This window comes from Vibrio wakamikoensis (assembly GCF_050337275.1).
Taxonomy (GTDB): domain Bacteria; phylum Pseudomonadota; class Gammaproteobacteria; order Enterobacterales; family Vibrionaceae; genus Vibrio; species Vibrio chaetopteri.
In genome coordinates this window covers 52,680-65,627 of the sequence record NZ_JAKJST010000024.1, presented here as the reverse complement: position 1 = coordinate 65,627, position 12,948 = coordinate 52,680, and the positions used below count along the sequence as shown (strand labels likewise).

13 protein-coding genes are annotated in these 12,948 nt (G+C 45.3%); 5 read left to right on the top strand and 8 right to left on the bottom strand.

The genetic code is table 11. From position 1 onward, the window contains the following. Nucleotides 1–8: 8 nt before the first annotated feature. The 5 genes from rlmH to leuS all read right to left on the bottom strand — a co-directional run bounded on the left by rlmH (nt 9) and on the right by leuS (nt 5,184). Nucleotides 9–479 carry a 23S rRNA (pseudouridine(1915)-N(3))-methyltransferase RlmH gene (rlmH, locus tag L4C42_RS14735; protein ID WP_353496905.1) on the bottom strand — a complete coding sequence of 157 codons (471 nt, stop codon included), beginning with the start codon at nt 477–479 and terminating at the stop codon, nt 9–11. Between the two features lie 4 nt (nt 480–483). After that, complete coding sequence (rsfS, locus tag L4C42_RS14730; RefSeq protein ID WP_112459641.1) at nt 484–801, bottom strand: ribosome silencing factor; 318 nt, start codon at nt 799–801, stop codon at nt 484–486. Between the two features lie 71 nt (nt 802–872). Beyond that, nucleotides 873–1,892, bottom strand: a complete 1,020-nt coding sequence (gene holA, locus L4C42_RS14725; protein ID WP_353496904.1) for a DNA polymerase III subunit delta — start codon at nt 1,890–1,892, stop codon at nt 873–875. A gap of 13 nt (nt 1,893–1,905) precedes the next feature. Beyond that, on the bottom strand, nt 1,906–2,478 hold the full coding sequence (locus L4C42_RS14720; protein ID WP_353496903.1) for an LPS-assembly lipoprotein LptE: 573 nt from the start codon (nt 2,476–2,478) through the stop codon (nt 1,906–1,908). A gap of 132 nt (nt 2,479–2,610) precedes the next feature. Then, the gene (gene leuS / locus L4C42_RS14715; RefSeq protein WP_418641999.1) at nt 2,611–5,184 is read right to left on the bottom strand and encodes a leucine--tRNA ligase; all 2,574 of its coding nucleotides are present in this window, start codon (nt 5,182–5,184) and stop codon (nt 2,611–2,613) included. A gap of 114 nt (nt 5,185–5,298) precedes the next feature. On the opposite strand from leuS, the gene L4C42_RS14710 reads away from it, so the two are divergent. Beyond that, entirely contained in the window at nt 5,299–5,769 is a 471-nt protein-coding gene (locus L4C42_RS14710) for a zinc ribbon-containing protein (RefSeq protein WP_353496901.1), read from the top strand. 47 nt (nt 5,770–5,816) lie between these two features. Here the strand turns inward: L4C42_RS14710 and cysZ are convergent, their stop codons facing one another. Next, nucleotides 5,817–6,551, bottom strand: a complete 735-nt coding sequence (gene cysZ / locus L4C42_RS14705; RefSeq protein ID WP_353496900.1) for a sulfate transporter CysZ — start codon at nt 6,549–6,551, stop codon at nt 5,817–5,819. 184 nt (nt 6,552–6,735) lie between these two features. On the opposite strand from cysZ, the gene zipA reads away from it, so the two are divergent. From zipA to L4C42_RS14690, 3 genes are all read left to right on the top strand, one after another. Beyond that, on the top strand, nt 6,736–7,716 hold the full coding sequence (gene zipA, locus L4C42_RS14700) for a cell division protein ZipA (protein WP_418642000.1): 981 nt from the start codon (nt 6,736–6,738) through the stop codon (nt 7,714–7,716). A gap of 66 nt (nt 7,717–7,782) precedes the next feature. Beyond that, entirely contained in the window at nt 7,783–9,786 is a 2,004-nt protein-coding gene (ligA, locus tag L4C42_RS14695; RefSeq protein ID WP_429761029.1) for an NAD-dependent DNA ligase LigA, read from the top strand. A 482-nt stretch (nt 9,787–10,268) separates the two neighbouring features. Beyond that, nucleotides 10,269–11,411, top strand: a complete 1,143-nt coding sequence (locus tag L4C42_RS14690; protein ID WP_429761027.1) for a porin — start codon at nt 10,269–10,271, stop codon at nt 11,409–11,411. A 125-nt stretch (nt 11,412–11,536) separates the two neighbouring features. Here L4C42_RS14690 and L4C42_RS14685 read toward each other — a convergent pair whose 3' ends face one another. Next, nucleotides 11,537–12,160: a YccT family protein gene (locus L4C42_RS14685; RefSeq protein ID WP_429761025.1), complete on the bottom strand. Its 624-nt coding sequence runs from the start codon at nt 12,158–12,160 to the stop codon at nt 11,537–11,539. 168 nt (nt 12,161–12,328) lie between these two features. Here L4C42_RS14685 and cueR point away from each other — a divergent pair, with 168 nt between their 5' ends. Continuing rightward, nucleotides 12,329–12,727 (top strand): Cu(I)-responsive transcriptional regulator, encoded by a 399-nt coding sequence (cueR, locus tag L4C42_RS14680; protein WP_353496895.1) that lies wholly within the window; start codon nt 12,329–12,331, stop codon nt 12,725–12,727. Nucleotides 12,728–12,766: 39 nt separating this feature from the next. On the opposite strand, the gene L4C42_RS14675 is transcribed toward cueR, so the two are convergent. Then, nucleotides 12,767–12,940 (bottom strand): hypothetical protein, encoded by a 174-nt coding sequence (locus tag L4C42_RS14675; RefSeq protein WP_162631220.1) that lies wholly within the window; start codon nt 12,938–12,940, stop codon nt 12,767–12,769. Nucleotides 12,941–12,948 lie beyond the last annotated feature (8 nt).

Here is a 12,948-nt window from a genome sequence, read left to right as displayed (position 1 = left end):
TAGCTCAATTACTCTCTGTGATACGGATGATTAGCGGTAATTGACCACGCTCGGTACAAGCTCTCCGCCATGACAATGCGCACCAGCGGGTGAGGAAGGGTTAACGCAGACAAAGACCAGCTCTGGTCTGCGGCTGCTTTACAAGCTGGAGCCAATCCTTCAGGACCACCAATCAGAATGGAAACATCACGGCCGTCGAGCTTCCAGCTTTCCAGCTGCTCGGCGAGCTGTGGCGTATCCCATTTTTTACCGGGAATATCCAAGGTGACAATACGATTGCCCTTTGGCACGGCAGCAAGCATCGCTTCACCTTCTTTTTGAAGGATGCGCGCGATGTCGGCATTTTTGCCTCGCTTACCTGCGGTTATTTCGATGAGCTCAAGTGGCAGGTCGTGTGGGAAGCGGCGGCGATATTCTTGAAAGCCTTCTTCTACCCACTTAGGCATTTTAGTGCCAACGGCGATCAGTTGAAGTTTCAAACTGTTAGCTCCAAAGCTTTTCTAGTTGGTATAGCTCACGGTGCTCTTCTTGCATTACGTGTAGCATGGTTGAACCCATATCCAGTACAACCCATTCACCCTCGGTGCTGCCATCGATACCTAGTGGTTCTAGGCCTACCTTTTTCACTTCTGCAGCAACATGATCCGCAATTGAAATGACGTGTCTTCTAGAAGTGCCGGTACAGACGATCATGAAGTCTGTAACGCTAGACTTGCCTTCAACATCTAGGGTGACAATGTCTTGTGCTTTCATATCGTCCGCTTTATCAGCTAGAAAAAGTTTCAATTCTTCGCGTTGCAAAAGAGATTCCTCAGTATGTATATAGTTAGGGGAGTATCGCTACTCAATCGATCGGTAATTATATCACGATTTTATGGTTGCAAAGACAGACCGCTGTCAGCACTGCTCAGGTTAAGCGAGAGTTGCTGCAAGTATGGCCAAGGACTTTGCTCGTATTGGGTTTTCACCTGCACCTCAATGGCGCTGAGCAATTGGATATTTTTGCGCAGTTTTTCTGGTGATAACCGGTTTAATGCGGCGCTATAGATCGGCTTTTTATTTTGCCATACTCGAAACTGATCAAGCACCTGACCAAGTGACGATTGAGCTAACATGGCTTGCATCTTACCAAGCTGTACCAGTTCTTTTTGAATCGTACGGAGTAAAATTGTTGCTTCTACACCTTCAGCCTCAAGTTGGGTTAGCACGCGATGGGCACGCTTTGGTTTGCCTTCCAAAACAGCATCAACCCAATGAAATACAGTGAAGTGATTGTGTCTGCTGAGCGATTCTTGAACCCGCAGCAAAGTCAATTGGCCATCAGGGTAGAGCAGGCCGAGTTTTTCAAGGCTTTGTGACAAAGCAAATAGGTTGCCTTCATGCCATTGGCACAGTAGTTGAACGGCTTCCCCGTCAGGCATTAATTGATTTGCTCGACAGCGTCTCATGACCCACTGTGGTAACTGTTTAATATCTGGCGTGTTACAGCTAACTAGGCAGCCGCCCAGCGCCTTAAACCATTTCGCAGACTCTTGCGCTCGGGTGAGCTTGGTGCCAGTGATGATAAGCACAATATCTTCATGCAGAGTAGGTGCTATGTCCGCGAGCTGTTTGGCAATACTGGCATTAACACCAGTCTCCGGCATGCTGAGTTCAATGATCTGCTTTGACGAGAATAGACTCAGTGCTTGAGTACAATCATACACTTCATTCCAGTCAAGTGAGTTATCGACGCTAAAGCGGTGATGCTCTTCAAAGCCAAGCTGCTTAGCGTGGCGAATAACCGCATCTCTACTCTCTTGAACGAATAGTGGCTCATTACCAAACAATAAGAAGCAGTGGTGCCATTGCTTCGTAAGGTGCTCAGAAAGGCGGTCAGCAAAAATTCTCACAATCGGTTACCTATTAAGACGGTGAGTTGTCTTGCGTATTGCTATTCGATTCTTCAAGGTGTTGCTTTTCCTCAAACTCTTGAATTTCAGTTTTAAGTCTTGCCATTTGACGCATCATTTGCTGCGCAGAAAACTCGCGCATTTCATCTTCGATAAGCTTACGCTCAGCCGACTTAGCGAGCGCTGAAAGTGGGTTGTCTAGGTAGCTGCGAGTCATAGTCGCAGTAAAATCTTTTGCGCCCAGATCAGGAACGGTGACTCGATAGTTGACTTCGTACACTACTTCTTTCTCGGCAGCACGTGTGTTTTGGTACAGAGATAGAGTACGGTCGGTAATGGTTTCACCAATGATATGAATATTCGGAACATCTTTGTTTGGCGTCACTAGCTCAATTTGGCTGAGGCGCAGTTGCTCTTTTACCAAGCGAGTGATTTTGCTGTACTTATCATAACTCGTGACAGAGATAGCGGTAATGTCTTCGGGTACAGAGTACTCGCCACGTAGCTGAAATCCACATGCTGTCAGTAGAGAAGAGAGAAGAAGAATAAAACTGGCTTGTGTTAGTTTTTGTTTGAATCGAAACATAGCTACCGAAGGCTCTCGTTGAAAAGGCTTATGTAAATTTCCGAAGTAGAAACTTAAATAAGGCTTTGCTTAAAATGGACGAAAGAGCCGCAGTTGTTCGCTGCGACTCTTAGTATCATAAAGTGATGATGATTAGTTCGCTACAATATTCAGCAGCTTACCAGGTACATAGATCACTTTACGAACAGTTTTACCGTCTGTGAATTTGGTGACGTTCTCGTCGTTCAGACCAAGCTCTTCAACTTGCTCTTTAGACGCATCAGCAGGCACAGTCAGCTTAGCGCGCAGTTTGCCGTTTACTTGAACAACGATCAGCTTCTCGTCTTCGACTAGTGCTTTCTCGTCGTGTGTTGGCCATACTGCGTTGTCGACGTCCGACTCACCTAAAGCGACCCACATTTCGAATGAAATATGTGGAGTGATAGGGTAAAGCATTGCCACTACCGCTTTTAGTGCTTCATCTAGAATCGCACGGTCTTGCGCTGACTCTTGAGGCGCTTTCGCTAGCTTGTTCATGAGTTCCATGATAGCTGCAATAGCTGTATTGAACGTTTGACGACGGTCGATATCGTCCGTTACCTTCGCGATAGTCTTGTGAACGTCGCGACGAAGTGCTTTTTGGTCACCAGAAAGAGCGGCAGTATCTACTGCTTCTGCTGCGCCTTTCGATGAATGCTCATTCACCAGTTTCCAAACACGTTTTAGGAAGCGGTTAGCGCCTTCAACGCCCGACTCTTGCCACTCAAGTGTCATATCAGCAGGAGATGCAAACATCATGAATAGACGTACTGTGTCTGCACCGTACTTGTCTACCATCTCTTGAGGGTCGATACCGTTGTTCTTTGACTTAGACATCTTGATCATGCCCGAGTGCTCAACGTCACGGCCTTGGTCGTCTTTCGCTGAAGTGATGCGACCTTTACCGTCACGCTCAACAGCAACGTCAGTCGGTGCAACCCACTCTTTGCCGCCTTTGTCGTTTTCGTAGTAGAACGCGTCAGCGAGGACCATACCTTGACATAGTAGCTGCTTAAACGGCTCATCAGACGTTACGTAACCTGCGTCACGAAGCAGTTTGTGGAAGAAGCGCGAGTACAGAAGGTGCATACAAGCATGCTCGATACCACCGATGTACTGGTCTACTGGCAGCCAGTAGTTTGCTTTTTCTGGGTCTAGGATGTCATCTGCTTGTGGTGAACAGTAACGTGCGTAGTACCAAGAAGATTCCATGAACGTGTCGAACGTGTCTGTTTCACGAAGTGCTGGTTCGCCGTTAAATGTGGTCTTCGCCCACTCTTTGTCGGCTTTGATTGGGCTGGTAACGCCATCCATCACCACATCTTCTGGAAGAATAACCGGTAGTTGGTCTGCTGGTACTGGATGAACTTCACCATCTTCAGTGGTCACCATTGGGATTGGAGCACCCCAGTAACGCTGACGAGATACACCCCAGTCGCGTAGACGGAAGTTTACCGTCTTGTGGCCTTTGCCCTCTGCTTCCAGTTTTGCTGCGATGGCATCGAATGCCGCTTGGAACTCAAGACCATCGAACTCACCAGAGTTAAATAGAACGCCTTTCTCGGTATAAGCTTCTTCAGAGATGTTTAGCTCGCTGCCATCGGTAGGCTGAATCACAGGAAGAATGTCTAGACCGTATTTAGTCGCAAACTCAAAGTCGCGTTGATCGTGACCAGGAACCGCCATCACCGCGCCTGTGCCGTAGTCCATCAGTACGAAGTTAGCCACGTAAACTGGCACTTCACGACCGTTCAATGGGTGAATAGCAGTAAGGCCAGTCGCCATACCTTTCTTCTCCATTGTCGCAAGCTCAGCTTCCGCAACCTTATTGTTTTTGCACTCTTCGATGAACGCTGCAAGCTCAGGGTTGTTCTCAGCCGCGATCGCCGCTAGAGGATGACCTGCCGCAATACCTACGTACGTTACACCCATTAGAGTGTCTGGACGAGTTGTGTAGACTTCTAGATCTTGTTGACCGTTAACGGCAAACTTAAGCTCAACACCTTCAGAGCGACCAATCCAGTTGCGCTGCATGGTCTTAACCATTTCAGGCCAACCTTCAAGGTTGTCTAGGTCATCAAGAAGCTCTTGTGCGTACTCAGTGATCTTAATGAACCACTGTGGAATTTCTTTTTGCTCAACTGGAGTATCACAGCGCCAGCAGCAGCCATCTTCAACCTGCTCGTTTGCAAGAACGGTTTGGTCGTTTGGACACCAGTTAACCGAAGAAGTCTTCTTATACACTAGGCCTTTTTCGTATAGCTTAGTAAAGAACTCTTGCTCCCAACGGTAGTACTCAGGCGTACAAGTTGCGAACTCGCGGTTCCAGTCGTAGCCAAAACCCAGCAGTTTAAGCTGGTTTTTCATGTATTCGATGTTTTCGTAAGTCCAAGGCGCAGGAGCCGTGTTGTTCTTAACGGCTGCGTTTTCTGCAGGCAGACCAAATGCATCCCAACCGATTGGTTGCATTACATTTTTACCTTGCAGGCGCTGGAAACGAGATACCACATCACCGATGGTGTAGTTACGTACGTGACCCATGTGCAGTCGTCCGCTTGGGTAAGGGAACATTGACAGGCAGTAGAATTTTTCTTTATTTGGGTCTTCACTTACAACAAAGGTTTCATTGTTGTCCCAATGCTGTTGAACTTTACGTTCAATGTCTTGTGGGTTGTATTGTTCTTGCATCGATGATGTCCGGTTATCTTGGAATTTGTGAGTTCTGTTACTACAGAGACTAATAGATCGTCATAGAATACCTAAAGGAAGCTCGGTCAACAATAGCCAATAACAGGGGGATGTATGCCTAAGCGTAAAACCAGTTATGAAGAAATGATCGAAGATGTGGTTGAGAACCTCAAACATAGTCCAGAAGAGTTACAGCACGTGTTTGAAAAGTCGGGACAAGTGGTGGAAGCTGCGAACGACATGACCAAGGACGAGATGGCGCTGATCTCCGCGTATGTTAAATCGGATCTCAAAGAGTTTGCTGATAATTACGAAGAGAGTAAAAGCGGTCCCTTCTATCTAATGATTGCTAACTCAATTTGGCAAGGGCTATTGGACATTACTGACCGAACGAGAGTGGAATGGGTCGAGTTGTTCCAAGATTTAGAGCATCAGGGTGTTTACACGTCAGGTGAAATGATAGGGCTTGGAGTATTGGTGTGTGAGCAGTGTGGTCATAAAACCGAGTACAACCATCCAACCGTGATCGGCGATTGTGCTAAATGTGGTAATAAGTCCTTTAGTCGTAAGCCATTAAAACCTTGAGTGATACCAAGCCCCAATCAAGGGGCTTATGTTTAGTTATTTGTTTGCTAGCTATGTTGTTTAAACTCTTGCACCCACATTGCCGTCGCGCCACATACTGAGACAGGGACGATAAACAGATTTAAAATTGGAATAGCAGTAAACAAAGACACCAGCATGCCAAAGCCGTAAGCCTTACCTTGTTTTTGTTTCATCGACAGGCGCATGTCGTTGAAAGGGACTTTGTGGTTATCAAACGGGTAGTCACAATATTGAATCGCCAACATCCAAGCGGTAAAGATAAACCATGCGAAAGGGCCGATTGTCTGGCCGATAGCTGGAATCAAGAGTAATAAGAACAGCCCAATAGCTTTAGGCAAGGTGTAGAGGAGTTTGCGCCATTCGCGCGCCATAATTCTCGGCACATCTTTGACAACGCTCATGAGTCCTTCATCATTAATTTTATTACCAGTGAGCATTTCTTCTACTTTCTCTGCCAGCAAGCCGTTAAATGGGGCGGCTATAAAGTTAGCTAGAGTGCTAAAAAAGTAGGAAAAGGTCGCTAGGATAGTAAGCGCTAACAAAGGCCACAAGATATAGCTTAGCCAAGATAAAAACTCAGGTAGGTAGCCAAGCCAACCTTCAATCCAAGCGTTCAAGTGGGAGAATAAATAATACATCGCGGACCCCACCAAAAGGATATTGGCTAAAAGGGGCATCAGCACATAGCGTCTGATCCCGGGCATAAAAGCGATTTGAAAACCTTGCATGAAGTAGCCAAACCCAGTGTTTGCTTTGTTCAAAATTGGTGTCCTTTATCTGGTTTTTGCGTTGCTTATGATTTCGACTATAACAAAAAAGGGTTTACGAAATCACAAACTTCTTATACTTAGGTGTTCTAATCATCTATAGAGTTTTGGTAAAGTAGACAAAGTTGAAGTGTGTAAGCGCTTCTTTAAGGACTATTTTTAACATTGAGAGCAAACAATGCAGGAATTGCGATTCGTACTCATTATTGTCGGTGCCTTAGCTATCGCGGCGCTGTTGTTTCACGGCTTGTGGTCGAGTAAAAAAGAAGGTCAAAAGAAATTCGGTGACAGACCGCTAGGAAAGTTGGACGACAATGATAACGCCGACGATGAATACGTCGCTCCTGAAGATGACTTTGAAATCATCAGAAAAACGCGCACCGAGCCTGATTTTGGATTGGATGCGCAAAAGCCTGCTTACGATCCGCTAGAGGCTAGTTCTTCTGATAGTGACGTTTCAGAGCCTTTGTATAAAGCCGAATCTCTGGTTGAAGAGTCTTCACAGCAGCCAAAACAAGCTGAAGAAATTGAGCCAGATTTTGTCTCTTCTCAAGAAAAAGATGAACAAGAGCCATTGCCCTCATTTACCGCAAGTAAAGAAAATGACGACATTGATGTGAGTGAACCTCGCATCGATCTAGATTCATTGGATGAAGACTTAGAGCAAGAGCCTCAAGCCGTGGTTAACTTGGCGGATAGCGCGAAAGAGGTTAAGGAAGAGCCAAAAGAGCCTGAAATGCAGGTGTTGGTTCTTAATGTCCATTGCTCTGGCGAAGAGCCATTTAACGGTATTCAGCTATTTGATAGCATGCGTCAAAACGGCCTGATCTATGGCGAGATGGATATTTTCCACCGTCATACTGACCCCTCAGGTACTGGTAAGGTACTATTTAGCGTCGCTAATATGATGCAGCCAGGCACGCTTAAACATGATGACCCTGCAACTTTTACAACGAAAGGCATCTCATTTTTCATGACGCTGCCTTGTTTTGGCGAAGCTGATCAAAACTTTAAGCTTATGCTGCGTACCGCACAACAGATCTCTGACGATCTTGGCGGCAATGTACTTGATGATCAGCGCAATCTAATGACGCCACAAAGACTGGATGCTTATCGCCAGCAAATCAAAGATTTTAACCGAGCGAAAGCCAGCGCTTAAATCAATAAATTCGAAGCAAAAAAGGCTCCTAAGGAGCCTTTTTTATCAATACTATCAAGGTATAACATGTCGCAACAACGATTAAACGAACTCAAGCAACAGCTCCACTATCATGGTGTGAAGTATTATGTTGAAGACAGCCCTGAGATCCCGGACGTCGAGTACGACCGCCTGATGCAAGAACTGATCGCGATTGAAGCGGAGCACCCTGAATGGGTGATGGTGGACTCTCCAAGTCAGCGAGTGGGTGGTTTACCGTTAGATAGCTTTAGCCAAGTTCAGCATGAAATCCCTATGCTCTCTCTCGATAATGCGTTTTCTGATGAAGATCTCGATGGCTTTAATAAGCGAATTTGCGAGCGCCTCAATCGAACCAGCATCGGTGATTACTGTTGCGAAGTGAAACTCGATGGTTTAGCGGTGAGCCTTCTTTATGAAAATGGCATCCTTGTTCAAGCGGCGACACGTGGTGATGGTACGACGGGTGAAAACATTACTGAGAATGTTCGCACTATTAGTGCTATTCCACTTAAGCTGCAAGGCGATGATATCCCTGCTCGTATCGAAGTGCGTGGTGAAGTCTTCATGCCAAAGGCAGGCTTTGACAAGCTCAACGAAATCGCTGCGAAAAAGGGCGAGAAAGTATTCGTTAATCCACGAAATGCGGCAGCGGGCAGTCTGCGCCAGTTAGATTCGCGCATTACTGCTAAAAGACCGCTTAGCTTTTATGCCTATAGTCTAGGTGTGGTTGAAGGCACTGAGCTACCGACAAGCCACTATGATCGCTTCCTGAAACTAAAATCACTGGGTTTCCCTATGGGGCCAGAGACCAAACGAGTGAGCAGTATTGAGGAAGTGAAGCAATACCATAAAGCCATTCAAGAGAAGCGCGATGAGCTAGCGTATGAGATTGATGGTGTGGTTATCAAAGTTGACGAGATTGCGCTTCAGGAGCAGCTTGGCTTCGTCGCTCGTGCTCCGCGCTGGGCGATTGCGTACAAATTCCCAGCACAAGAAGAGATCACTGTGCTGAACTCGGTCGACTTCCAAGTGGGTCGCACAGGCGCGATTACGCCAGTGGCGAAGCTTGAGCCTGTATTTGTTGGTGGTGTAACGGTAAGTAATGCCACGCTTCACAACGCAGATGAGATTGAACGTCTTGGCGTTAAGATCGGCGACAGTGTGGTTATTCGCCGTGCGGGTGACGTTATCCCTCAAATCGTTTCTTACGTGCCAGAGCGTCGTCCTGACGACGCCAAAGAGATTACGTTCCCAGCACACTGCCCAGTTTGTTCCTCGCTCGTTGAGCGCATCGAAGGTGAAGCTGTAGCAAGATGTACCGGCGGCCTAGTTTGCCAAGCTCAGCGTAAAGAAGCGCTAAAGCACTTTGTATCGCGCAAAGCGCTCGATGTAGATGGTTTAGGTGAAAAAGTAATTGAGCAGCTGGTGGATAAAGAGATGGTAGAAACGCCTGCCGATCTGTTCCGATTGTCTGCTGGTCAACTGACAATCTTGGAACGTATGGGGCCTAAATCGGCACAAAATGTGGTGAGTGCCCTCAACGTATCTAAAGAAACGACGCTAGCTCGTTTTCTTTACTCACTGGGTATTCGCGAAGTCGGGGAAGCCACCGCTGCTAACTTAGCTGCACACTTTAAAACGCTAGAAGCCATAAGCAAAGCTACTCACGACCAGCTTATTGAAGTTCAAGACGTGGGTGAAATTGTCGCTAAGCACATTCAGTTCTTCTTTAAAGCAGAATTGAATCAATCAGTGATCACCGCATTAATTGAAGCGGGTGTAAATTGGCCAGCTATTGAAGAACTCGCAGAAGACGCTCCTCAGCCACTTGCAGGGAAGGTAGTGGTATTGACTGGTTCATTATCAGTACTTAACCGCAACGATGCGAAAGCAGCGCTGCAAGCCCTCGGAGCGAAAGTGACGGGCAGTGTATCTAAGAAAACAGATATTTTGTTTGCTGGTGAGAATGCGGGATCTAAACTGACGAAGGCGCAAGAATTAGGTATTGAAATAAGAACTGAAGCTGATTTGATAGCGTTAATTAATTAAAGCTGCATTATTTAAAACTAGCCCTGCTTATAGCGGGGCTTTTTTTTGCGAGTAATATCAAATTATTCTTCCCTAGTGCAATGGTAATTTAAAAGCAAATGTCGCGATCGCTATATTTTTAATAATTTAAATAAAATAAATACCATGCGAGTCACTTCACGAAAAGTCATGGTTAAACTGCCAAAATAGCGGTGATTTATCAGTGTAAAGCATTTCATTAAAGTGCGTTTTAAAAATAAGATCTCCATCAATAACTCACCCCAAAATTTGTAGTGCCTCCTATTTTTTTTACCCAAAATAAGTCTTGAATTGATATTTTTTCTCGCGAAGTTAGTCTAGTGAATATGGATGCACACAGTGTAGACAGCAAAATTAATCGGAAGTTCTGATTAAAAATAAAAAGGAAATGATTCACTCTTCGGCGGCCAACTAAAGCGTGAATTATGGACAGCAGCTATACCCATTTTTAGGAGTTTAATTCCATGGAAAAAATGTTTAAACGCACCCTTCTAGGTGCAGCAGTGGCGTCATTAACAATGGCAGGTGCAGTACAAGCGAAACCAGCAACAGACACAGTTGATCTATATGGTCAGGTTGCGCTTTCTGTTTGGCAATTTGGCGAAGACAAAATTGGCGGCGGTGATGCTCCAATCAAGTTAGAAAACGAATCTCGTTTTGGTTTGCGCGGTTCTCATGAGCTGGCTCGCGGTCCTAAGTTCATTTGGCAACTTGAAGGCGGTAACGTTGGTGACGATGGCGCTGGTAGCGGTCTGGGTGTTCGTGATACCTACGGTGGTTTTGAGTTTGAAGATGCAGGTCGTATCCGTATCGGTCGTATGCTAACGCCTCTATACGAAATCATTGACTGGCCATACTCAGGTCAGCGCGCTGGTGCAATCTTTGACTGGGGCGGCGACATCATCGGTGGTGCACGTTATGACCGTCAATCAAACATGGTTCGTTATGACTCTGCAAACCTTGGTGGCTTTACGTTTAACGTAGCTGCAGGTCGCGGTGCAGAAGATGTTAAAGATTCTAACTTTGTTGGTTTGGGCGCTCACTATACAACTGGTTTCTTTACAGTACACGGTGGTTATGAAGCAGGCCAAGACCGTCAAATCAGTAAGCTAGGTGATCTAGTTAAGCGTTGGCAGAACCAAAACCCTGGTGAAGGTCCAACAATTGGCGAAGAATTTGATGCGAAAGGTGAGTCTGATACTAACGCTGCGCTACTAGGCTTCGAGCTAAACTTTGATACATTTGCATTTTACGGTGCCTACAAACGTGAAGCTGCAGACTACAGCAACATCACAGTTACATTCAAAGAGAACGGTGATGACAAAACTGAAACGTTTGAAAACACTAAGCTTGAGCAAGATAGTTACTCTCTAGGTGTTGTATTCAGTGGTGTAGAGAACTGGCAGTTTAAAGCGAACTATGCAGCAAATATGGATGTGAAACTTGACGGCTCTTCAGTCGCTGATACAGCTGACAGCATCGTTTCTGCTCAAGCTCTTTACTTCCTAGATGATTCTGCAGTGACTTATGTTCGTCCATACATGATCTCTAAAGATGGTTCTGACAATGAGTTTGGTTGGGGTCTAGGTGTAGAATACTACTTCTAATCTCAATACAATATACTGCCTAATTCGCCGGCTCTCTGAGCCGGCTTTTTTACGTGTTTGAATCGCCAAAAATAAAAAACTCGCTATATGAATAGCGAGTTTATTGTTCTTATTAAATAACTTAATTAGTCATCAAGATTACTAATAGCCCAAGTTAGGAATTTTTTTCTATCCTCTAATGATGCGGATTTAAAGGTTGTTTTCAGGCTGTCATAGTGGTCGGTTGTTTTTTCGCTTACTAGTAGTGTTGGATTGCGGTAGTTTTTTAAACTTGCAGGTAGGTCAGTTTGATTGTAGTTTTCAACTTCTTTTACCATGTCAGCAGCAAGGCTAAAAGTAAGACCTAACTGACCCTTATTAACATTAACGACTTCACCGGAGCTTACGTTGATATCAAATGTGGGTTTGTCATTAAACATGCTGCCTTCATAGAGAGTTTTTATGTTGGGCACATCAAATGACAAAATAGCATCTTTACCTTCAAATGTTGCCACCAAAGGTTGAGATTTATACTTTGTTTTTTCTGAGCCCGTCTCCATGACGATTTTGGAGATACGGAATACGATCTGATTGACGCCATCTTCAAGTTGAATGTCGTTTTTAGAATCAAAGCCAAAGCTCGAGTAGCCAGAATCCTTTTCGTTTACGGTTAATACTTGAATGCCATTTGGTACTTTAACGGTAACGGCTGAGAATGCGATTGATGGTGCGAGCATGAGACTCGCTAGCATAGGGTATTTTAGCTTCATTGCCACTCCTTTAGACTTTGCCTGTATGGCAATCTTTGTGTAGGGTAACCATGATTTTAGTTTTTTTGTTTCGCGAATAATAGCAGTGCTATGTAAACTGGAGAAGGAAGAACATATTTTTGCGAGACAGTTATCACTCTGTTGTCCAATGTGAAACGAAGGTAAGTAATGAACATTAGTGAAGTGGCCAAGCGTACCGGGCTAACGGCAAAGTCGATCCGCTTATATGAAGACAAGCAGCTTATCTCATTGCCCGAACGAGAAGGTAATGGGTATAGAGTCTATGGTGAGCATCATATTGAAGAACTAAGGGTTATTGCTAGAGCTAAAGGTGTAGGTTTTACTTTGGATGAGTGCCGTGAGTTGGTACTTATTTCGATGAACGAACAGCGCATGAGTGCCGAAGTAAAAAAAAAGGCGACTGAGAAATTAGATGAGGTTAGGAAAAAAATTCTAGAACTGCACACCATAGAGAGTCAGTTAATTGATTGGATATCTCTATGTCCGGGTGACGAAAACTCAACTTGCCCGATTGTTGACGATTTAAAAAAGGGCTGCACGCGCTAGTTGCATACAGCCATAGATTGTTGTACAGAGACCGATGACCTAAAACAGTTTCTCCCCACCGGCTCGCTGACAAACCACAAGTGGTACAAAAGTACGAGAGCCGTCCGGTAATTGGCAGTCTACAAATGGACCGGCTGCTGAACTTTGGTATGCTGCGCTTGGCAATGAGAATGCGAGTACGCCTCCTAACAACAGTGCTTTGATGTATTTCATAACCTTCC